The sequence below is a fragment of the Streptomyces sp. NPDC091281 genome (assembly GCF_044757425.1).
Classification (GTDB): domain Bacteria; phylum Actinomycetota; class Actinomycetes; order Streptomycetales; family Streptomycetaceae; genus Streptomyces.
This window is the reverse complement of sequence record NZ_JBIVUY010000002.1, coordinates 341394-362771: the sequence shown is the minus strand read 5'-3', so window position 1 is coordinate 362771 and position 21378 is coordinate 341394. Positions and strand designations below refer to the sequence as shown.

Annotated in this window: 16 protein-coding genes; 12 read left to right on the top strand and 4 right to left on the bottom strand. The window is 72.2% G+C overall.

Annotation, left to right across the window (positions count from 1 at the left end; all coding sequences use genetic code 11):
- The first annotated feature begins 65 nt into the window (after nucleotides 1-65).
- The gene (locus tag ACIQPQ_RS06135) at nucleotides 66-1676 is read left to right on the top strand and encodes an amidohydrolase family protein (protein ID WP_401300309.1); all 1611 of its coding nucleotides are present in this window, start codon (nucleotides 66-68) and stop codon (nucleotides 1674-1676) included.
- Between the two features lie 54 nt (nucleotides 1677-1730).
- On the opposite strand, the gene ACIQPQ_RS06130 is transcribed toward ACIQPQ_RS06135, so the two are convergent.
- Nucleotides 1731-2621, bottom strand: a complete 891-nt coding sequence (locus ACIQPQ_RS06130) for a serine protease (protein ID WP_401300306.1) — start codon at nucleotides 2619-2621, stop codon at nucleotides 1731-1733.
- A 361-nt stretch (nucleotides 2622-2982) separates the two neighbouring features.
- Here ACIQPQ_RS06130 and ACIQPQ_RS06125 point away from each other — a divergent pair, with 361 nt between their 5' ends.
- The 7 genes from ACIQPQ_RS06125 (at nucleotide 2983) to ACIQPQ_RS06095 (ending at nucleotide 10007) form a co-directional block, all read left to right on the top strand.
- Nucleotides 2983-4194 carry a pyridoxal phosphate-dependent aminotransferase gene (locus tag ACIQPQ_RS06125; RefSeq protein ID WP_401300303.1) on the top strand — a complete coding sequence of 404 codons (1212 nt, stop codon included), beginning with the start codon at nucleotides 2983-2985 and terminating at the stop codon, nucleotides 4192-4194.
- A gap of 101 nt (nucleotides 4195-4295) precedes the next feature.
- Nucleotides 4296-4718 (top strand): hypothetical protein, encoded by a 423-nt coding sequence (locus tag ACIQPQ_RS06120; RefSeq protein WP_401300301.1) that lies wholly within the window; start codon nucleotides 4296-4298, stop codon nucleotides 4716-4718.
- A 100-nt stretch (nucleotides 4719-4818) separates the two neighbouring features.
- Nucleotides 4819-5391 carry a Uma2 family endonuclease gene (locus tag ACIQPQ_RS06115; RefSeq protein ID WP_401301510.1) on the top strand — a complete coding sequence of 191 codons (573 nt, stop codon included), beginning with the start codon at nucleotides 4819-4821 and terminating at the stop codon, nucleotides 5389-5391.
- A gap of 132 nt (nucleotides 5392-5523) precedes the next feature.
- Entirely contained in the window at nucleotides 5524-6618 is a 1095-nt protein-coding gene (locus ACIQPQ_RS06110; RefSeq protein WP_401300298.1) for a hypothetical protein, read from the top strand.
- A 32-nt stretch (nucleotides 6619-6650) separates the two neighbouring features.
- Nucleotides 6651-7844: a toxic anion resistance protein gene (locus ACIQPQ_RS06105; RefSeq protein ID WP_401300295.1), complete on the top strand. Its 1194-nt coding sequence runs from the start codon at nucleotides 6651-6653 to the stop codon at nucleotides 7842-7844.
- Complete coding sequence (locus ACIQPQ_RS06100) at nucleotides 7841-9406, top strand: substrate-binding domain-containing protein (RefSeq protein ID WP_401300292.1); 1566 nt, start codon at nucleotides 7841-7843, stop codon at nucleotides 9404-9406. Before ACIQPQ_RS06105 ends, ACIQPQ_RS06100 begins: the two co-directional genes overlap by 4 nt.
- Nucleotides 9393-10007 carry a hypothetical protein gene (locus ACIQPQ_RS06095; protein ID WP_401300289.1) on the top strand — a complete coding sequence of 205 codons (615 nt, stop codon included), beginning with the start codon at nucleotides 9393-9395 and terminating at the stop codon, nucleotides 10005-10007. Before ACIQPQ_RS06100 ends, ACIQPQ_RS06095 begins: the two co-directional genes overlap by 14 nt.
- A 274-nt stretch (nucleotides 10008-10281) precedes the next feature.
- Here ACIQPQ_RS06095 and ACIQPQ_RS06090 read toward each other — a convergent pair whose 3' ends face one another.
- Entirely contained in the window at nucleotides 10282-12105 is a 1824-nt protein-coding gene (locus tag ACIQPQ_RS06090) for a phosphoenolpyruvate carboxykinase (GTP) (protein ID WP_401300286.1), read from the bottom strand.
- Nucleotides 12106-12509: 404 nt separating this feature from the next.
- Here ACIQPQ_RS06090 and ACIQPQ_RS06085 point away from each other — a divergent pair, with 404 nt between their 5' ends.
- A complete protein-coding gene (locus ACIQPQ_RS06085; RefSeq protein WP_401300284.1) occupies nucleotides 12510-13223 on the top strand; it encodes a hemolysin III family protein in 714 nt (237 codons plus the stop codon).
- Between the two features lie 115 nt (nucleotides 13224-13338).
- Complete coding sequence (locus tag ACIQPQ_RS06080) at nucleotides 13339-14070, top strand: Mut7-C RNAse domain-containing protein (RefSeq protein ID WP_401300282.1); 732 nt, start codon at nucleotides 13339-13341, stop codon at nucleotides 14068-14070.
- Between the two features lie 17 nt (nucleotides 14071-14087).
- On the opposite strand, the gene ACIQPQ_RS06075 is transcribed toward ACIQPQ_RS06080, so the two are convergent.
- Complete coding sequence (locus ACIQPQ_RS06075) at nucleotides 14088-16559, bottom strand: galactose oxidase-like domain-containing protein (protein ID WP_401300279.1); 2472 nt, start codon at nucleotides 16557-16559, stop codon at nucleotides 14088-14090.
- A 258-nt stretch (nucleotides 16560-16817) separates the two neighbouring features.
- Nucleotides 16818-18110 carry a phospholipid carrier-dependent glycosyltransferase gene (locus tag ACIQPQ_RS06070; RefSeq protein ID WP_401300277.1) on the bottom strand — a complete coding sequence of 431 codons (1293 nt, stop codon included), beginning with the start codon at nucleotides 18108-18110 and terminating at the stop codon, nucleotides 16818-16820.
- An 828-nt stretch (nucleotides 18111-18938) separates the two neighbouring features.
- Between ACIQPQ_RS06070 and ACIQPQ_RS06065 the strand changes: the two genes are divergently transcribed.
- Entirely contained in the window at nucleotides 18939-20165 is a 1227-nt protein-coding gene (locus ACIQPQ_RS06065) for a glycosyltransferase (protein WP_383770730.1), read from the top strand.
- Complete coding sequence (locus tag ACIQPQ_RS06060; RefSeq protein WP_401300274.1) at nucleotides 20162-21355, top strand: glycosyltransferase; 1194 nt, start codon at nucleotides 20162-20164, stop codon at nucleotides 21353-21355. The genes ACIQPQ_RS06065 and ACIQPQ_RS06060 overlap by 4 nt, the downstream gene beginning before the upstream one ends.
- The last annotated feature ends 23 nt before the right edge of the window (nucleotides 21356-21378 follow it).

Here is a 21378-nt window from a genome sequence, read left to right as displayed (position 1 = left end):
CACAGCCCCCCTTCCCGCCCCCAGGACGCGGGCGCCGGGACCGGAGCCACATCAGAGGAGAGCCCGTGGAAGACCTCGTCATCCGGGACGCGGACGTCGTGGACGGCAGCGGCGGCCCGTCGTACCGGGCGGACGTCGTGGTGGACGGCGGCCGGATCGTCGCGATCGTCCAGGAGGCCGCCGCCGCGGGCTGCCAACGCCCCACCGCCGTACGGGAGCTGGACGCCGAGGGGCTGGTCCTCTCCCCCGGCTTCATCGACATGCACGCGCACAGCGACCTCGCGCTGCTGCGCGACCCCGACCACAGCGCGAAGGCCGCGCAGGGCGTCACCCTGGAGGTTCTCGGCCAGGACGGCTTGTCGTACGCGCCGGTCGACGACCGCACGCTCGCCGAGGTGCGGCAGGCGATCGCGGGCTGGAACGGGTACGGCGACGACATCGACTTCGACTGGCGCTCGGTGGGTGAGTACCTGGACCGGCTGGACCGGGGCATCGCCGTCAACGCGGCCTACCTGATCCCGCAGGGCACGGTGCGCGCGCTCGCCGTTGGCTGGGCGGACCGGCCCGCCACGCCCCGGGAGCTGGACCGGATGCGGCAGTCGGTGGCCGAGGGCATGGAACAGGGCGCGGTGGGCCTGTCCTCGGGGCTGACGTACACGCCCGGCATGTACGCCGAGGACGCCGAACTCACCGAACTCTGCCGGGTGGTGGCCTCGTACGGCGGCTACTACTGCCCCCACCACCGCTCGTACGGCGCGGGCGCCCTCGCCGCCTACGCCGAGATGGTGGAGCTGACCCGGCGGGCGGGCTGCCCGCTCCATCTCGCCCACGCCACGCTGAACTTCGGCGAGAACGAGGGCCGCGCCCCCGAACTCCTCGCCCTTCTCGACAGGGCCCTGGACGCGGGCGCGGACCTGACCCTGGACACCTATCCGTACACGCCGGGCTGCACCACCCTGGCCGCCCTGCTGCCGAGTTGGGCCAACGAGGGCGGCCCGGCGGAGACGCTGCGGCGTCTCGCCGACCCGGCGACGGCCGAACGCATCCGGCACGACCTGGAGGTCACCGGCTCCGACGGCTGCCACGGCGTGCCCGTCGACTGGGAGACCGTCGAGATCTCCGGCACCGGCGACCCGGCGCTCGCGGAGTACGTCGGCCGCACGGTCCGCGCCGCGGCCGCGCTGCGCGGCGAGAGCCCGTGGACGACCGCCCGCCGGCTGCTGCTGGAGGACCGGCTCGCGCCGACCGTGCTCCAGCACGTCGGGCACGAGGAGAACGTCCGCGCGATCATGCGCCACCGCGTGCACACCGGCGGCTCGGACGGCATCCTCCAGGGCACCAAGCCCCACCCGCGCGCCTACGGCACCTTCCCGCACTATCTCGGCCGCTACGTCCGCGAGCTGGGCGTGCTGTCGCTGGAGGAGTGCGTCGCGCACCTCACCGGGCGCCCGGCGGCCCGGCTGCGGCTGCCGGACCGGGGCCTGGTGCGCGAGGGCCACCGGGCCGACCTGGTGCTCTTCGACCCGGCCACGGTGGCGGCGGGCTCCACCTACGACGCCCCGCGCACCCCGCCCACGGGCATCCCGTACGTCCTCGTGGACGGCCGGTTCGTCATGGACGACGGACGGCGTACGGACGTCCTGGCGGGGCGGGCGGTCCGGCGCACGCCGGTGTGAGGCCGCCGGGCGGACCGCGCGGGACCACGCGGTCCGCCCGCCCCGCGTCTGCCGCTACGGCTTGGGCAGGACGCAGCCGCTGGTGTTGAGGTTGAGCTGGTTGCCGGTCGTGAAGCAGGCCGGGAACTGGTACGTCTGCTGGGCGTAGTTGATGCCCTGGCGGACGGTGACCGTGCCGTTCTGGTCGACCTCGCAGGGGTTGTTCACCGTGCAGGACTGGCCGTCCTCGTTGCCGGTGTTGTTGACGGCGACCACCTTGCCGGTGGCCTGGTCGACGACCGGCGAGCCGGAGGTGCCGCCGATGGTCTGGCAGGCGGGGGTGTAGCGGACGGAGTCCTTCCAGGTCCAGTCGCCCTCCTTGACGCGGTAGGCGAAGCCGTCGATGTTGCAGCTGTAGAGGCGCTTCCAGTAGCCGGAGGCGACGGTGATCGCGGTCCCGGCGGTCGGGCGGGTGTCCTGGACGGTGAGCGGGCTGATGCCGTACGAGCTGCGGATCGACGCGTACGACGAGGTGAGCTGGTAGATCGTGGCGTCCGTGTCGGTCATCGTGGCGTAGGCGATCTTGCTGGCGCGCAGGGTCGCGACCCGGGTCCCGGCCGAGTTCAGCAGGCCGAAGGTGCGGCTGGAGGCGCGGTTGACGATGACCTCGCCGGCCGCGGGGAAGCCGGTCTCCAGGCAGTGGCCGTTGGTGAGGACCAGCGCCGGGGCGGTATCCAGGGAGTTGGGGAAGCGGACCAGGGAGCCGGAGCAGTTGCTGAGCGCGACCGTCCCGGCGAGGGTGACGGCGCGGACGGCCGGGGCGGGGGCCGGGGCCGTGTCGGCGGTGCGGGGGGCGGCCGCGGTCGGCGACGCGGGCGGCGCCGTGGTCGGTGCGGCCACGGCGGGTGCCGCTCCCGCCCCGGCGATGGCCAGGGCGAAGAAGGCGGCGACGAGAGGCTTGCGCATGTGGGGGTCCCCTCTGGCGTCGGGGCGCCCGGAGGTCGTCCGGCCGCCCCATGGAATTGTCATGCGCATTGTTGGCGCGGAGCGAGGGGCCGACAAGGGTCACTTTCCGGCCACCGAAAAGGCGGCCCGCGGCCCCCGCCCGGCCGCGCCGCCACACCCCCGGCGACGCCGCCCGGAAGCACACGTTCGGGCGCATCCGCCGTACGCGCCCCGCTCCCCCGCCGCCGCGCCGACCCCGACCGGCACACGCCCCGGACGTCGCAAAACGCCCGCCCGAAGCACCCGAACACCCCCAAAGCACCCGTCTCACGTGGTGGAAAACACGCCCGCGGGTGCGTTACCGGGCCGTAAGCTCCCAGACATGCAGGTGATCCAGTCGACCAAGCTCAGCAACGTCTGTTACGAGATCCGGGGGCCGGTTCTCGAGGAGGCGATGCGTCTGGAGGCGGCCGGGCACCGCATCCTCAAGCTGAACACCGGCAATCCGGCCGCGTTCGGCTTCGACTGCCCGCCGGAGATCCTGGAGGACATCCTCCGCAACGTCTCCTCGGCGCACGGCTACGGCGACGCGAAGGGCCTGCTCGCCGCCCGCCGCGCGGTGGTGATGCACAACCAGACCCTCGGCATAGAGACGGACGTCGAGCACGTCTTCATCGGCAACGGCGTCTCCGAGCTGATCGTGATGGCGATGCAGGGCCTACTGGACGACGGCGACGAGGTCCTCGTGCCCGCGCCGGACTACCCGCTGTGGACGGCCGCCGTGTCGCTGTCCGGCGGCACGGCCGTCCACTACCGCTGCGACGAGCAGTCCGACTGGATGCCCGACCTCGCCGACGTCGAGCGCAAGGTCACCGACCGCACCAAGGCGCTCGTCATCATCAACCCGAACAACCCCACGGGCGCGGTGTACGACGAGGCGATGATCCGGGGCCTGACCGACATCGCCCGCCGCCACAACCTGCTGATCTGCTCGGACGAGATCTACGACAAGATCCTCTACGACGGCGCCACGCACACCCCGACCGCCGCGATCGCCCCCGACCTGCTCACCCTCACCTTCAACGGCATGTCGAAGGCGTACCGGGTGGCGGGCTACCGGGTCGGCTGGATGGCGATCTCCGGTCCGCGCGCGCACGCCGACTCCTACATCGAGGGCCTGACGATCCTCGCGAACATGCGGCTGTGCGCCAACATGCCGGGCCAGCACGGGGTGGTCGCCGCGCTCAGCGGACGGCAGACCATCGACGACCTGGTGCTGCCGGGCGGCCGCCTCAAGGAGCAGATGGACACGGCGTACGAACTGCTGACGCAGATTCCCGGCGTGAGCTGCGTACGACCCAAGGGCGCGCTGTACCTCTTCCCGCGGCTCGACCCCGCCGTGTTCAAGATCAAGGACGACCGGCAGATGGTCCTGGACCTGCTGCGCCGGGAGAAGATCATGGTCGTCCAGGGCACCGGCTTCAACTGGCCGGAACCGGACCACTTCCGGGTGGTCACCCTGCCCACGGTCACCGACCTGCGGGACGCGATGGGCCGGATCGGGCGCTTCCTCGACGGATACGGCCAGCCCTGACGCTCACACCGGGTGACCGGGCGGATCGCTTTTTGCGATCATCACAACTTTAGACGAGATCTAAGCTAGGATGGTTTCCTGACAGCACAGGAGGCCATCCCATGTACGAACCGATCCGCAGCAAGTCGGTCCACAGCACGATGGCCGGCCCCTCTTCGGACTTTCCCCACCGGTCCCGTGAGGAGGAGCTGGACATCCAGCTCGCGGGTCACCTCGCCGCGCTGCTCGCCGTGACCGACGAACTGCGCGCGCAGGCGGACTCGCCCGACCTCAGCGCCGCGGCCGACCGGCTCGCACAGCAGGTGGCGCGGCTGCGGGGCGGCCGGGCGCCGGTCCGCGCGGTCCCCTCCGGCGCCGCCCCGACGGGCGCGATCGCGCTGCACCGCCGGGCGCACACCCTCGCCGGACGCGCCCTCGTCGTCGCCGCCTCGCGCGCCGACACCGCGGTGGCGATCCTCGCCGCCGAGCGCATGGACGCCCACTCCGCCGCCCTCGCGGGCCGCTCCCTGGCCGCCGCCGGCTGACCCGCCCACCCCCCGGACGGCCCCGGTCCGCGTGCACCCGCAGCGACACGCGGACCGGGCGCCACAGCCTCCGGCGGCACGGTAGCTTCACGCCGTGACCATGGAGTACCCGCGGATGCGGGCGATCGCCGAGGAACTGGGGGCGTACGCCGAAGGGCTCGACGGCGCCTGGCGGGTCGAGGTCGGCCCGGCCGGGCCGGTGCTGGCCATGTCCCGGCGCCCCAAACGGCACGCGGGCACGCTGCACCGCCTCCGCGCCCTCCTCGACGGGCAACTGGCCCGCACCCACCCCGGCCACCGCTGCCTCAGCGGCCCGCTGATCGAGCACCCGGGCGTGGGCCGCCTGTACCGGCCCGACGCCATCGCCCTCCCGGAAGCCGCCTTGGACGAGGACGGCCTCGCCGCCGACAGCACCACCGCCCTCGCGGTCCTCACGGTCATCCCCCCGTCGGGCCCGGACCACCCCGGCTCCGACTACGCCGCCCTGGGCGTCCCCCGCCACCTGATCGCGGACCCCCGGACCGGGACGGTCGATGTGCACTCCGCGCCCCGCCACGGCCGGTACGCCCGCAAGGAGTCGTACATCTACGGCGAAGACGTGCCGTTCGGCCCCTGGACCGTCGCCACCGCCGACTTCCGCCGGTACGGCAAGGCGGGCGACCGGACCGCCTGACGGGCCGCCGGGCCGCTCCGCCGCCCCCGCCAAGGGGAACACCCCCCTCCCGTTGCGTACCGAGGCGCCCCCTTCACCCGGCGTTCACCCCGGCCACCCGGGAACGTGGGCTTCCGGGAGGACGCTCCTCCTGTGAGACGCATAGCGGGAATCGTCCTCGCGGTGCTGCTGATCGGTGGCGTGGTGGCCGCCGTCGTCGCGGGCCGGGACAGCGAGGAGACGGGCACGGCAACGAAGACCGTGCGGATGGTGATCGGATCGGAGAAGGCGGAGTTCTTCGCCGATCCGGACGTGGTGAAGGCCCTCGCCGCCAAGGGCTACACCGTACGGGCCGAGACCTCCGGGTCCTGGGCCATGGAGGGACTGGACCTCAAGGGCTACGACCTCGCCTTCCCCTCCAGCCAGGCGCCCGCCGCCGAACTGGCCGCGAAGTACGGGGTCCGGGGCACGCTGCCCCGCCCGTTCTACTCGCCGCTCGTCGTCGTGGCGCACCGCGCCGCCGCCGAGGTGCTCGCCCGGAACGGCCTGGCCACGCTGGAGGCGGCGAACCGGGGCGTGCTGAGGATGGGCGCCTATCTCGACGCGGCCGAACGGGACCGCACCTGGCAGCAGTTGAAGGGCGCCACGAGGTACGGCGAGCTGACCGGCACCCTCTACCTCTCCAGCACCGACCCGGAGACCTCCAACTCGGGCGCGCTGTACCTGGCCGCCGCGTCCTACGTCGCCAACGGCGGCAAGGTCGTCGCGGGCGCCGCCGAGATCGCCCGCACCGCGCCCCTGCTGCGCACGCTGGTCAGTGTGCAGGGCGCCCAGCAGTCCAGCACCGACGCGGCGTTCCGCGACTTCGTGAGCGGCGCGGGCAACCCGCTGGTGATCGTCTACGAGTCGCAGGTGGCCGCCCTCCTCGACGAGCGCCCGGACCCCGGCGGTCCCGGTGACCCCGGCGATCTCGTCGTCCTCTACCCGGACACCACCGTCAACAGCGACCACACCGTCGTCCCGCTCACCGAGAACGGCCGCGGTATGGCCGAACTCCTCGGCTCGGACCGGACGTTGCGCGCGCTGGCGGTCCGGCACGGCTTCCGCCCGCAGGGCGACGTCACCGAGTTCGCGGCGGCCACCGCCCCGCGCACCGCCTACCTCAAGCAGCGACTGACCGGCGTCCGCCAGGCGCCCGTGCCCACCTCCGCGGTGCTGCACGAGCTGGCGCGCCGGGCGCGCGGATGACCCGCGCGCACCGGACAGGGGGAGACGATCACATGAGCATCGGCAAGGAACTGAGCAGTGGTGGCGACGAGTTCACCCTCACCCCGCCCGAGCCGGTCACGGCCGTGCCCCGGGAGAAGGCGGGCGGACTCGTGCCCGTCGGGGACGGCGTCCGCGCCGACATGGCCGCCAAGGCCACCGCCTACGTCGAGAGCCTGGCCGCCCTCGACGCCCGCTCGCCCGAGTTCGCGGGCAAGGTCGGCGAGATCACCGCGCTGGGCGCGGGCGAGATGCGCGCCGCGACCAGCCAGTCCAACCGGATGCTGGAGCGCACCCTGCGCAGCCTCCCCGACCAGGGCGGCGACACCCCGTCACGGGTCGCGGGGTCACTGGTCGAACTGCGGCGGGTGGTGGAGGACCTGGACCCGCGCGACACGTCCGCGGGCCGGGGCCGCAGGCTCCTCTCCCGGCTCCCCGGCGGCAACAGGCTCCGCGACCACGTCGCCAAGTACGCCTCCGCGCAGGGCACGTTGAACAGGATCGTGGGCTCGCTGCGCGGTGGGCAGGACGAACTGCGCCGGGACAACGCCGCGTTGCAGACCGAGCGGGTCCGCCTGTGGGAGACCATGGGCAAGCTCCAGGAGTACGTGGTGCTGACGGAGGCCCTCGACGCGGCCGTCGAACGGCATGTCGCCGAGGTGGCGGCGGGCGACCCGGCCCAGGGCGACGCGCTCCGCGCCGACGTCCTCTTCCCGGTCCGGCAGAAGCACCAGGACCTCCTCACCCAGCTCGCGGTGTGCGCCCAGGGCTACCTCGCGATGGACGTCGTACGCCGCAACAACGACGAGCTGATCAAGGGCGTCGACCGGGCCGCGACCACGACGGTGTCGGCGCTGCGGATCTCGGTGATGCTGGCGTCCGCGCTCGACCACCAGAAGAAGGTCGTCGAGCAGGTGAACGCGTTGCGGGGCACGACCGAGGACCTGATCCGGGGCAACGCGGAGATGCTGGCCACGCAGAGCGGGGAGATCCAGCGCATCGCGGCCGACCCGGCGGTCGGCGCCGAGACCCTGCGCACCGCGTTCCAGCAGATCTACCGCACCCTCGACGCCATCGACACGTACAAGGCGCAGGCGACGGAGGCCATGGCGGTGACCGTGGAGAACCTGACGGCGGAACTCCAGGGCGCGAGCGCCTACTTGGAGCGCAGCCGCACCCGGGGCGCGCTGGAAGGCGGCCTCGGATGAACCGGACCGGGACGGGACGGCCCCGCCGCAGCGGCCGTACGGCGGTGGCGCTCACCGCCGCGCTGCTGCTCGGCGCGTGCACCGGCACCGGCGGCGGGAAGGGGGCGGGCGACGCGCCCCGCCCCGGCACCCTGCGCGTCCTCGCCTCCAGCGAACTCAGCGACATGACCCCGGTGTTCGAGCGGATCGAGCAGGACACCGGCATCACCCTGCGGCCCACCTACATGGGCACTCTCGACGCCGTCGACCTGCTCGCCCAGGGCAGGGCCGACAGCCGCTACGACGCGGTGTGGCTCTCCTCCAACGACGCGCTGCGGCTGCGCCCGGAGGCGGCGGCGAAGATCGTCTCCGAGACCCCGGTGATGACCAGCCCCGTCGCCCTCGGCGTCAAGGCGGCCACCGTGGACAAGCTCGGCTGGAAGCCCGCCGAGGTCACCTGGCGGCAGGTGGAGGAGGCCGTCCGGGCGGGCCGGCTGACGTACGGCATGACCGATCCGGCCCGCTCCAACTCCGGCTTCTCCACGCTGGTCTCGGTCGCCTCGGCGCTGTCGGGCGCGCAGTCCGCGCTCACCGACGCCGACGTGGCGAAGGCCCGGCCCCGGCTGCGGGAGTTCTTCGCGGGGCAGCGGCTGACCTCCGGCTCCTCGGGCTGGCTGGCGAGCGCCTACGCCCGGCGGGGTGACGTAGACGCGCTGCTCAACTACGAGTCGGTGCTGCGCGGCATCCCCGGCCTGACGGTGATCCGCCCGGTGGACGGGGTGCTGACGGCCGACTATCCGCTGTCCTCCCTCGCCGCCACCGACGCCACCGTCCGCGAGGACGTGCGCCGGGTGGCGCGGGCGCTGCGCTCGGACCCCGTGCAGCGGCTCATCACCGACCGCACCCACCGCCGCCCCGTCGTCGCGTCGGTGCGGCCCGCGGCGGGCCTCGACACCGCCCGCCGCCGCGAACTCCCCTTCCCCGGCAGCCGGTCGGTGGCCGACGGGCTGATCGCCGCGTACGAGAACGAGCTGCGCCGCCCGTCGCGGACGGTGTACGTGCTGGACACCTCCGGGTCGATGCGGGGCGAGCGGCTGACCGGGCTGAAGAAGGCCCTCACCGATCTCACCGGTGACTTCCGCGACCGCGAGGAGGTGACCCTGATGCCGTTCGGCTCGGACGTGAAGAGCGTGCGCACCCATGTGGTGAGCCCGGCCGACCCGGAGCGGGGGCTTGCCGCGATCCGCGCGGACACCGCGAAGCTGTCCGCCGAGGGCGACACCGCGATCTTCACCTCGCTGGAGCAGGCGTACGGCCATCTCGGCACCGGCCGGGACACGTTCACGTCGATCGTGCTGATGACGGACGGCGAGAACACCACGGGCGCCGACGCCGCGGACTTCGACGCCTTCTACCGCGGGCTGTCCGGCGACCGGCGGGACATCCCCGTCTTCCCGATCCTGTTCGGCGACTCCGACCGCGCGGAGCTGGCGCACATCGCCGACCTGACCGGCGGCCGTCTCTTCGACGCCCGGACGGGCTCGCTGGACGGCGCCTTCGAGGAGATCCGTGGCTACCAGTAGGGCGGGTGCCCGCGCACTGCGCTGGCTGGAGTCCCGCAAGAACCTCACCGGCAGCGCCTGCGGGCTGGCCGGGGTGGCGCTGACCCTCACCGGCGCGGCCGGACCGTACTGGCCGGTCGTGGTCGCCGGGCTGTACGGCGCGGGCGCGCTGATCGCCCCGCCGGAGCGGCCCGCACCCCCGGAGTTCGCCGACCCGTCGGCCCGACTGGCGGAGATCCGCGTCGACTTCGGGCGGCTGCGGGAGTACCTGGACGGGGTGGAGCTGCCCCCGGCGGCGGCCGGTCGGCTCACCGAACTCACCGATCTGCTCGCGGCGTTGCTGGACCCGGGCTGGATCACCGAGCTGCTGGCCCAGGACCCGGAGGCGGTGCACGCGCTCTCCCGCGCGGTCCGGCAGGACGTCCCCGAGGCGGTCGACACGTACGTACGGACCCGCTGGTGGACGCGGCTGGCGCCGGGGCAGGAGCCGCCGGAACGCCATCTGGAGCGGCAGTTGACGCTGCTGCACGAGGAGGCGGAGCGGCTGGCGGCGGCGGTGCGGGAGACGGAGGCGCGGCGGCAGGAGTCGCACACCCGCTATCTGGAGGACCGCTCCCCCTGACACGGCTCCCGGACACGGGCACGGCGCCGGCTCGCCGGGACATGGCGAAGGCCCGCCGCCGCCCCCGGTTCCCGTCGGGGCGACGGGAGGGGGTGGCGGCGGGCCCGGGCGCGTCCGCAAGTCCGTGCCCGAAGCCTCGCACGCCGTTGTGCGGGGCCTCGCCCTGGGTGGTGCTGTTCACCGCGGCCGGCCGTGACGATTTGCTGGTCAGGGCACGATCGGTAACCGGCCGCGGCGTCTTCGGGGGCTGGGGCCTGCCGGGGGCGGCCCTGGCTCAGCCCAGGCGCTGCACCAGAGCGCGGTACTCGTCCCACAGTTCCTTCGGGGTGTGGTCGCCGAAGGTGGTGAGGTGCTCGGGGACCAGGGCGGCCTCCTCGCGCCACACCTCCTTGTCGACGGTGAGCAGGAAGTCCAGGTCGGACTCGGCGAGTTCGAGGCCCTTGGTGTCGAGGGCGCCCTTGGCCGGGAGCACGCCGATCGGGGTCTCGACGCCCTCGGCGGTGCCGTCCAGGCGCTCCACGATCCACTTCAGGACGCGGCTGTTCTCACCGAAGCCGGGCCACACGAACCGGCCCGTGTCGTCTTTGCGGAACCAGTTGACGTAGTAGATCCGCGGCAGCTTCGCCGGGTCCTTGTCCTTGGCGACGTCGATCCAGTGGCCCATGTAGTCGCCCATGTTGTAGCCGCAGAACGGCAGCATGGCGAACGGGTCGCGGCGCAGTTCGCCGACCTTGCCCTCGGCGGCGGCGGTCTTCTCGGAGGCCACGTTGGCGCCGAGGAAGACGCCGTGGTTCCAGTCGAAGGACTCCGTGACCAGCGGTACGGCGGTGGCGCGCCGCCCGCCGAAGAGGATCGCGGAGATCGGCACGCCCCGGGGGTCCTCCCACTCGGGCGCGATGATCGGGCACTGCGCGGCGGGCACCGTGAAGCGGGCGTTGGGGTGGGCGGCCGGGGTGCCGGACGCGGGCGTCCAGTCGTTGCCCTTCCAGTCGGTGAGGTGGGCCGGGGTCTCCTCCGTCATGCCCTCCCACCAGATGTCGCCGTCGTCGGTGAGGGCGACGTTGGTGAAGACGGAGTTGCCCCACAGCGTCTTCATCGCGTTGGCGTTGGTGTGCTCGCCGGTGCCGGGGGCGACGCCGAAGAAGCCGGCCTCCGGGTTGATGGCGTAGAGGCGGCCGTCCTCGCCGAAGCGCATCCAGGCGATGTCGTCGCCGATGGTCTCCACGGTCCAGCCGGAGATCGTCGGCTCCAGCATGGCGAGGTTGGTCTTGCCGCAGGCACTGGGGAAGGCGGCGGCGACGTACTTGGGCTCGCCCTGCGGGGGCGTCAGCTTGAGGACGAGCATGTGCTCGGCGAGCCAGCCCTCGTCGCGGGCCATGACGGAGGCGATGCGCAGGGCGTAGCACTTCTTGCCGAGCAGGGCGTTGCCGCCGTAGCCGGAGCCGTAGGACCAGATCTCGCGGCTCTCGGGGAAGTGCGAGATGTACTTGGTGGAGTTGCACGGCCACGGGACGTCGGCCTCGCCGGGCGCGAGCGGCGCGCCGAGGGTGTGGACGGCCTTCACGAAGAAGCCGTCGGTGCCGAGTTCGTCCAGGACGGGCTGTCCCATGCGGGTCATGGTGCGCATGGAGACGGCGACGTAGGCGGAGTCGGTGATCTCGACGCCGATCGCGGAGAGGTCGGAGCCGAGGGGGCCCATGCAGAAGGGGACGACGTACATCGTGCGGCCCTTCATCGAGCCGCGGAAGACGCCCTGCTCGCCGCTGAAGATCTCCCGCATCTCGGCGGGGTCCTTCCAGTGGTTGGTGGGGCCGGCGTCCTCCTCCTTCTCGGAGCAGATGAAGGTGCGGTCCTCGACCCGGGCGACGTCGGTGGGGTCGGAGGCCGCGTAGTACGAGTGGGGGCGCAGGACCGGGTCGAGCTTGCGGAAGGTGCCCTTCTCGACCAGTTCCTCGGAGAGCCGCACGTACTCGGCCTCCGATCCGTCACACCAGACCACGCTGTCCGGCTGGGTCAGTTCGGCGATCTCGTTGACCCACGAGATCAGTTCCTGGTGCTGGGTGGGGATGACGGGGGGAGCCGCGATGTCGCGCGCCACGATCGCTCCTTGATCTCCGGTTTGAGGGTTTCTGTTGCTGTCTGCCCCGTGGGGGCCGCGACCCGGATGCTTCGCAGCGAGCTGCTGAGCGCTCATCCGGTGCCGACCGCACTCATTTGATCATCCGACGCGAGGGCGCATCTGTCCAGAGGGCGTCACAGATGAGCGGCGTGAGGCTCGCCACGTGTTCACCCCGCGTGCATCTGGACGCCGGGACCCGGCCCCGCGCCGCCGTATCCCCCGTCACCGCGCCGCCGCACCCTCCGCCACCGCCACACCCCCCGCCACCGCCGTGCCGCGACCCCCTGCCGCGCCGTCCGGCGGCGTGAGATGATGGCCACTCTTCGACCCTCATCTGCCCCCACTGATCCGTAACTTACGGTTCCGTAGGTACGATGCGACGCATGACTGCGCCCGTCCCCGACGCGCGAACGGACGGCCCGGCCGCAGGCCAGGGCCCGGTCGCGCTTGACCTGCCGCACCCGGTGAAGCCCAAGCTCCGCGGCTGGCTGCACCTCGCCATGTTCCCCGCCGCGCTGGTCGCGGGCCTCGTGCTGACCGCCCTGGCGGACTCCCCGCGCGGCCGCGTCGCCTGCGGGATCTACGCCCTGACCGCCTGCCTCCTCTTCGGCGTGAGCGCGCTCTACCACCGGGGCAACTGGAACCCGCGGATGGACGGCATCCTGCGCCGCCTGGATCACGCCAACATCTTCCTGATCATCGCGGGCACCTACACCCCGCTCACCCTGCTCCTGCTGCCGGACGCCAAGGGCCAGTGGCTGATGTGGGGGATCTGGGCCGCAGCGGTGGCCGGCATCGCCTTCCGGGTGTTCTGGGTCGGCGCCCCGCGCTGGCTCTACACCCCCTGCTACATCGCGATGGGCTGGGCCGCCGTCTTCTTCCTGCCGGACTTCCTGCGCACCGGCGGCATCGCCGTCCTGGTCCTGGTCGTCGTCGGCGGCCTCCTCTACAGCGCGGGCGGTGTCATCTACGGCATCAAGCGCCCGAACCCCTCACCGCGCTGGTTCGGCTTCCACGAGGTGTTCCACTCCTTCACCCTGGCCGCCTTCGTCGTCCACTACGTCGGCATCTCCCTGGTCGCCTACCAGCACGCGTGAGCCGTGTCCGCCGCGCCGCCGTCACCGCGGCGCGGCCCCGGACAGCCCCGGAGCACTCCGGGCGGCCCCGGAAATCGGCGGGAAGCGCACCGCCGTACCGTGCCATCCTGGCCGGGTGAGCAGCCCCGAGATCCAGGTGGACGTGGCCCCCGAGCTGGCCCTGTTCGTCCCGCACGCCCGGCGCACGGGCCCCACCGCCCTCGCCGTCGACGGCGTCTCCACGCTCGGCCATGTCGTCGAGTCGCTGGGCGTCCCGCTGACCGAGGTCGGCACCCTGAGCGTCGACGGCCGCGCGGTGTCCGTCGCGCACATCCCGGCGCACGGCGAGTCGGTCACCGTCCGCCCGGTCACCCGCCCCCAGCAGGTGCCCGGCGCCCCCCTGCGCTTCCTCCTCGACGTCCACCTCGGCACCCTCGCCCGCCGTCTGCGGCTGCTCGGCGTGGACACCGCCTACGATTCCACCGACATCGGCGACCCCGCCCTCGCCGCCCGCTCGGCGGCCGAACGGCGCGTCCTGCTCAGCCGCGACCGGGGCCTGCTGCGCCGCCGCGAACTGTGGGCGGGCGGCTACGTCTACAGCACCAGCCCCGACGAGCAGCTCCACGACACCCTCGCCCGGTTCGCGCCCGCCCTGCGCCCGTGGACCCGGTGCACCGCCTGCAACGGCCTGCTGCGCCCGGCCACCAAGGAGGAGGTCGCCGACCGTCTCGCCGACGGCACCCAGCGCTCGTACGACGTGTTCGCCCAGTGCGCGCAGTGCGGGCGGGCGTACTGGAAGGGCGCGCACCACGAACGGCTGGAGGCCGTCGTGGCACGCGCCCTGCGGGAGTTCGCCGGGGACCGCTGAACGCTCCCCGGCGCGCCTCACCTCTTCCCGACCGGCTTCACCGGCTTGGTCGACTTGACCGGCTTCACGGGTTTCACGTCGCCCTTGCCGCAGGCGACGCCGTCCCGGTTGCGGTCCAGGCCGTGACGGTCGCCGGCCGCGACCGGAAGGTCGGTGCCGTAGCCCTTCTTCCGCAGCCAGGTGCAGCGTTCCGCAGTCTGGTCCACGGCCTTCGGGAAGGTCCACGGCACGCACTGGCTGACCGTGCCGTAGGAGCGGTCGCAGCCGTCGAAACCGGCGGGCATCTTGTGGCCCTCGTGTCCCTGGTGATTGCGGACGTCGGTCTTGGCGGTGCTCTTCGGGCTGACGGTGCTCTTCCTGCTCGCCGGGACCTCCTTCAGGTCCTCCGCGAAGTCCTGCACGCGGGCCGCGGCGACCTGTCCGCCCGCGCCGATCCGCACCCACTTCGACACCGACGGCACACCGTTCGCGTCGACCACGGACAGCATGTACCAGCCGGGCGGCGCCAGGTTGGGGTTGCTGGTGAGGTTGAGGTCGATGGTGTTGCCGTCGACGGTCATCGGCAGGTCGACGTAGCGCTGGTTGGGGTCGGAGGAGTGGGTGATGGCGGCCGGGCGGATCAGCGAGGCCTTCACCACCGGCTTGTCGACCGTGATGCGCTGATCGGTGCCGTAGGTCCACTCCGTGTTCGCCACCGAGGTGATCTGCGGCCGGTCGCCCTTGAAGAGGTACGGCGGCTTGTAGATCGACACGCGCCGGTCGAAGGAGCCGTCACCGGGGTTGTCGCCGACGCTGAGCACCCGGCCGTCGGGCAGCAGCAGCGAGGACGAGTGGTACGTCCGCGGCACCGGGTCGGTGGCCAGGCCCGGCTCGAACCGGTTGGTCGCCGGGTCGTACAGGGAGGCCTCGAAGACGGGGTCCTCGCGGTACGTGTGCAGGGCGCCGCCGGTCTCCAGGACCTTGCCGTCCGGGAGGATGACCGCCGACACGTACACCTTGCCCTGGGCGCCGGTCTGCGGGGTGCCGTCCTGGTAGTGGCCCTGCGGCAGGTCGGGGCCCGGCACGTAGGCCGGGGAGTCCGCCTTCATGTCGATGACGTCGACCAGCCGGTGCGCGTCGGGTGAGACGGTGTGGTTGCCGCCGCCGATGGTGATGACCTTCTGGTCCTGGGCGGGCGGCAGCAGCACCGACATCGACTGGTCCCGCTCGTCCTTCTTGCGCAGACCGGGTACGTCGGCGATCGTGCCCGCGTCGTAGTCGTAGACGGACGCGCCGGTGCCGGGCAGGCCGTTGCCGAAGACATGGCTGCCGGTGTAGAAGAGGCGGCCGTCCTGGAGCAGGATCATCGACGGGTACAGGCCCCAGAACGACCAGGCCTGCTTGGCCTCGCCGAGCGGCAGCCACTTGTTCTGGGCGTAGGAGAAGTGCTCGTTGACGACCGTGCCGGAGGAGTCCTCGGCGAGGCCGCCCAGCGAGACGACGTCACCGTTGCCCATGACGGTCGCGGACGGGTACCAGTGGCCCGCCAGCATGTCGTTGACCTTCTCGTACCGGTTGGTGTCGGGGTCGAAGACGTAGCTGGTGCGCAGGCCCTTGTAGCCGACGCTGCCGTCGGGTTCGGCGTAGTCCTTGTTGCCGCCGACCACCAGGACGCGGCCGTCGGGGAGTTGGACGTGCCCGGCGCAGAAGAAGTCCTCCGGCGTGGGGATGTCGGTGTAGCCGCCGGTGACGGGGTCGTAGAGCGAGGTCTTGAAGGTGCCCGCCTCGAACATGTCGAGGTCGTTGCCGGACCCGGCGATCAGCAGCACCTTGCCGTTGTGCAGGAGCACCGAGTGCATCGCGCGGACCGGCATGTCGGTGGCCTGGACGGTCCATTCGCCCTTGCACTCGGGGCCGGTGCCGCCGGTGGCGCACGGGTCGGGGCCGCCGGGCACGGTGACGTCGGTCATCGCGTAGTCGTCGGTGGTGAGGGTGCCGACGCCGTACAGGGAGGCGCCCCAGGTGATCCGGTCGGTGTTCGGCGGGATGACCGGGGTGCGGACCTCGGTACGGGTCCAGCCGGCGGACTGGTCCAGCGTCTTGAGGTCGGTCCAGTACACCCAGCCCTGCACGGTGTCGTGCCGGAACAGGGTGAACGCGGTGTCCGGCGTCGAGGACTTGTACCAGAGCGACAGGTCGTACTGGCGGTCCGGAGTGACCTGCGGGGCGCAGGAGTTCTCCAGCATCATCGTCTTGCGGTCGCCGTCGGCCCGGCGGGTCAGCTCGATGCGGACCGCCCGGTTGCCGCTGTGGGCGTCGTCGGTGACGGTGAAGCTGAAGTCGTTGTCGCCCCAGCCGGACTTCTCGAAGCACTGCGGGAACTGGGACGGCCCGTCGAGGAGTTCGAGTCCCGGGTTGGTGACCAGGTTGGTGGCGGCGGTGGCGGGTTGGGCGCCGAGCGGGCCGAGGCCGAGCGCGGCGGCGAAGAGCAGGAGTGCGGTGAACAGCATCCGGGTCGGCCTGCTGTGCGGCAGCGGGCGTCGGCGGGCTGGTCTTCGGGTGACGGATGTTCGGGTTCGGTGCATGGGTGGGTTCCCCCCCTTGTTCACGAGTCCCCCGGCATCGCGGGCGGCGCGGCGCGCGGGCCGCCCGTCGTCCGGGACGCGGCACGCGTCGTGCCCGGTCGCGGCAGGGGCGCGGTGCCCCGGACGCGGTGACGGCGACCGCCGTACCGCCTCCGGGTCACCGCCCGCCGTGCCGCGGCCGGTTCACTCGTCGTGCCGGATGCGGAGGATGTCGATGCGGCCGCCGCCCTCGCCGAAGGTGGCGACCGGCGTGCCGTGCGCGAACAGGTCCCGCAGCGTGGGGAGATGTTCGCGCTCACCGCGCAGGGCCGGGGTGGACACGACGTAGTCGATGTCCCGCCAGCCGTGCGGCAGCGTCTTGGTGACCGCCGGGTCCTGGTCGAGCTTGTAGTGCCAGATGACCCCGGTGCCGGGCCGGTAGCCCGCGTCGACGGCGTCGAGCCAGAGCACGCCGTCGGTGACGACGCGCACCCGGTCCCGGTCGCCGACGGGGGTGTCGCGCAGCCAGCGGGCGGCGTCGTGGTAGACGCCGTTGTCGTCGGCGCGGGCGGCGGCGCGGTCCTTGTCGTACCAGTGCGGGGCGGTGACGACCGCGGCCAGCGCGACGGCCGCGAGGGCGGCGGTGGTGCGCAGGTGCGGGCGGCCGGGCAGCCGCGTGACGACGGCCTCGGCGACCCCGGCCAGGGCGAGCGCCAGGAACGGCAGCACCTGCACGATGTACATCTGCGGCAGGTAGCCGCCGGGCCGCAGCGCGACCAGTGTGAGCACCAGGACGGCGCAGGCCACCGGGCGCAGCCGGGGCACCGCGAAGGCGCAGGCCGCGGCGGCGGCACCGCCGATCAGGAGGTACGGGTCGCGCTCCAGCCAGTCGGTGAAGAGCTGGTGGGCGTCGGTGCCGTCCTGGAAGGCGGAGCCGCTGCCCTCGCGTCCGCCGAGCTGGAACTTGAGGGTGCCCAGCAGCGACACGTGCCCGTCACCGGGGAACAACTCCCCCTTGAGCAGGGCGTAGAGCGGATAGAACAGGCCCGTCAGGACGAAGCCGGAGCCGAAGCCCGCGAAGGAGAACTTGCGCGTGCTGGGGTGGCTGCCCTGCCAGAGGGTGACCAGCAGGACGGGCAGCAGGACCCCGATGGTCTCCTTGGAGAGGACGGCCAGCGCGAACGCGACCCCCGCGGCGACGTGGTGCCAGAGGTGGCGGCGCGGGGAGAGCGCGCACGCGAAGGCGGCGAGGACCCACAGGACGGCGAAGTTGTCCAGGTAGATCTGCCGGTGCAGCACCACGGCGAGCGGCGACAGCGCGTACAGCAGCATCGCCGCGGCGGCCGTGGGCCGGGCGAGGCCGAGCCGGCGGGCGATGACGAAGACGAGCACCATCGAGGCCGCGGCCACCGGCAGCATCGCGATCCGGCCCTGCACGAAGGTGGGCAGGTCGGGCAGCAGCCGGCCGGGGAGCCAGGACAGGGAAGCGAGTTGCATCCAGCCGACCGGCGGGTGGTCGTACCAGTAGGTGTAATGCGCGAGTTCGCCGTGCTGAACGGCCCACGCCTGCGCGAGATAGGTTCCCTCGTCGTCATTCGGGAACGGGTAATTGCCGATTCCCGGAATCCTGGCCAGAAGACCGATGAGGAGAACAGGCGCAACCCAGATATAATCCCGCTGTAACACACTCCCGCGTCGGGAGGTGCGCGGACTTCCCGATCCCTCGGGCGCCTGCGGTGAAACGGAAGAAGAACTTTCGGACAGTTCTGTTTCGGACGCATCACGCGCACGTGTGTGCGGTATTGCAGTCCCCATGCGGAATCCCCCCACCCACTTCTGGGCCTGATGGCAGCCGGAAGCCTCCCCCTCGAAACCCCCCGGAATCAGGCATGCCGGAGCATCATGGCACAGGTCTGTGCGGATCATAAGCAGAATCTTTGATTCCGCTTGAGGCGGGGATCATCACTCCGGGACCGCATTGCGGGGGAAATGCCGAACCTGCTAACTTCGGCCCTACTTTGCTCGTGAGCCCACGTCGATCATGCGCGAAAACCCCGGACTAACCGGGATGGAGAACAGGACCGTCCGGTGCGGTAAACCGGACCGTCCGAGGCGGACAACCGGCCGGGAACCGGTCCCACCGCCAAGGGCCGTCAATGATCACGAGCACCAGGAAACACCGTCCGGCGGGGGGCCGCGACGGACGGGCATTCCATCGGACATCTCACCGGACAACGTTCACGCACGTCACACAAGGATGACCAAGAAAGACCGAGGGGGGAATTCGTGGTCTCCGCCATTCTTTTCATCGACTCCATCGTCCTCATGGCCGCCGCCGGCATGACCCTGTGGTGGATGCTGCACGCCTGGCGCACGCCCGAGACACTGGAGTCGACGGCCTTCGCCACACCCGACGGCCGCGCCGACCTGTCGTTCTCTCTCCTGGTGCCCGCCCGGCACGAGGAGGCCGTCCTGCGGCACACGGTGGAACAGATGCTCCGCATCGACCACCCCGACTACGAGATCCTGCTGATCGTCGGCCACGACGACCCCGGCACCTCCGCCATCGCGCACCAACTCGCCGACGAGCACCCGGAGAAGGTCCGCGCGATCGTCGACACCCACGCCAAGAAGAACAAGCCCCGCGCCCTCAACACCGCGCTGCCGTACGCCCGCGGCGAGGTCGTCGGGGTCTTCGACGCCGAGGACGTCGTCCACCCGGAGCTGCTCAGCCACGTCGACTTCGCCTTCCGGCGCGAGAACGCCGACGTCGTCCAGGGCGGCGTCCAGCTGATCAACTACCGCAGCAGCTGGTACAGCCTGCGCAACTGCCTGGAGTACTTCTTCTGGTTCCGCAGCCGGCTGCACCTGCACGCCCGCAAGGGCTTCATCCCGCTCGGCGGCAACACCGTCTTCGTCCGGTCCGCGCTGCTGCGGGAGACCGGCGGCTGGGACGGCAACTGCCTCGCCGAGGACTGCGACCTGGGCGTACGGCTCTCCAGCGGCGGCGCCAAGGTGGTCGTCGCCTACCACTCCGCGCTGGTCACCCGCGAGGAGACACCCGACTCCCTCACCTCGCTCTACAAGCAGCGCACCCGCTGGAACCAGGGCTTCCTCCAGGTGCTCCGCAAGGGCGAGTGGCGTCAACTGCCGGGATTCGGGCAGCGGATGCTCGCCCGCTACACGCTGAGCACCCCGTTCATCCAGGCCGCGACCGGCGTCATGATCCCGCTCGGCCTGCTCTTCGCCGTGCTCGGCGGGGTCCCGCTGCCGTTCTCGATGTTCGCCTGGCTGCCCATGCTGCCGATGGTCGCGATGATCGTCTTCGAGGCGGTCGCCCTGCACGACTTCGGCCGCGCGTACGGCTTCCGCATCGGCTTCGGCCACTACGTCAAACTCATCGCGGGCGGACCCGTCTACTCCGTGATCCTCGCCGCCGCCGCGCTGCGCGCCGTGTGGCGCGAGTACACCGGCCGCCGCGACTGGGAGCTGACCTCCCACGTCGGCGCCCATCTGCCCGTGGCCACGCCGCAACCCCAGGAGGCACGGTGACGGCCCTGCCCGCCGACGTCTCGATCGTCGTCCCCACCTTCAACGAGGCCGACAACGTCCACGAGTTGCTCGCCCGCCTCTCCGCCGCGATCCCGGCCGGGCTGCGCGCGGAGGTCGTCTTCGCCGACGACTCCACCGACCACACCTGCGAGGTCATCGAGGAGGCCGCCGGACGCAGCGCCCTGCCCGTCGTCCTGCACCACCGGCCCGTCCCCGAGGGCGGCCTCGGCGGCGCGGTCGTCGAGGGCATCGCCCGCGCCTCCGCGCCCTGGATCGTCGTCATCGACGCCGACCTCCAGCACCCGCCGGAACTGGTCCCCGAGCTGATCGCCCGGGGCGAGGCCACCGGCGCCGAACTGGTCGTCGCCAGCCGGTACGCGTCCGGCGGCGACCGCAGCGGCCTCGACGGCGGCTACCGCAAACTGGTCTCCAGCTCCTCCACCCTCATCACCAAGTCCCTCTTCCCGCGCGCCCTCAGCGGCCTCAGCGACCCGATGAGCGGCTTCTTCGCCATCCGCCGCACGGCCGTGGACCGCGCTGCGGGCGAGGACGAGGGCCTCCAGCCGCTCGGCTACAAGATCCTCCTCGAACTGGCCGTACGGTGCCGCCCGCGCGGCATCGCCGAGGTGCCGTACGCCTTCGGGGAGCGGCACGCGGGCGAGTCCAAGTCGACGGCGCGGGAGGGGATGCGCTTCCTGCGGCACCTCGTCACCCTGCGCACCGCCGACCCCCGCGCCCGCGCGGTCGTCTTCGGCCTGGTCGGCCTCTCCGGTTTCGTGCCCAACCTGGCCCTGCTGTGGCTGCTCACCGGCTGGGCGCCCGGCCTGCACTACGCCCCGGCGGAGATCATCGCCAACCAGGCGGGCCTGCTCTGGAACTTCGCCCTGATCGACTCCTTCGTCTACCGCAACCAGCGGCGCCATCACCGGCGCGGCGTACGGCTGTTGACGTTCGCCGCGGTCGGCAACGCCGACCTGGTGGCCCGTATCCCGCTGGCCGCGCTGTTCATCGGCGCGGGCGGCATGACGGCGCTGCCCGCGACGGCCCTCGCCATGGTGATCGTCTTCACGGCCCGCTTCCTGGTCGTGGACCGCTGGCTGTACCGCCGCCTGCACACCCACCACACGGTCAAGGCGGTCCTGCCGCGAGTCACCCCGGAACCGGACCCGGTCCCGGACCCGCTGGGCTGAGCGGACAGGCAGGAGCACGGCGA

Coding starts and splice junctions, on each gene's coding strand:
- ACIQPQ_RS06125 (WP_401300303.1), top strand. CDS start 2,983: ATGCAGGTGATCCAGTCGACCAAGCTCAGCAACGTCTGTTACGAGATC.
- ACIQPQ_RS06120 (WP_401300301.1), top strand. CDS start 4,296: ATGTACGAACCGATCCGCAGCAAGTCGGTCCACAGCACGATGGCCGGC.
- ACIQPQ_RS06065 (WP_383770730.1), top strand. CDS start 18,939: ATGGCCGCCGCCGGCATGACCCTGTGGTGGATGCTGCACGCCTGGCGC.
- ACIQPQ_RS06115 (WP_401301510.1), top strand. CDS start 4,819: ATGGAGTACCCGCGGATGCGGGCGATCGCCGAGGAACTGGGGGCGTAC.
- ACIQPQ_RS06070 (WP_401300277.1), bottom strand. CDS start 18,110: ATGCAACTCGCTTCCCTGTCCTGGCTCCCCGGCCGGCTGCTGCCCGAC.
- ACIQPQ_RS06105 (WP_401300295.1), top strand. CDS start 6,651: ATGAGCATCGGCAAGGAACTGAGCAGTGGTGGCGACGAGTTCACCCTC.
- ACIQPQ_RS06085 (WP_401300284.1), top strand. CDS start 12,510: ATGACTGCGCCCGTCCCCGACGCGCGAACGGACGGCCCGGCCGCAGGC.
- ACIQPQ_RS06130 (WP_401300306.1), bottom strand. CDS start 2,621: ATGCGCAAGCCTCTCGTCGCCGCCTTCTTCGCCCTGGCCATCGCCGGG.
- ACIQPQ_RS06100 (WP_401300292.1), top strand. CDS start 7,841: ATGAACCGGACCGGGACGGGACGGCCCCGCCGCAGCGGCCGTACGGCG.
- ACIQPQ_RS06075 (WP_401300279.1), bottom strand. CDS start 16,559: ATGCTGTTCACCGCACTCCTGCTCTTCGCCGCCGCGCTCGGCCTCGGC.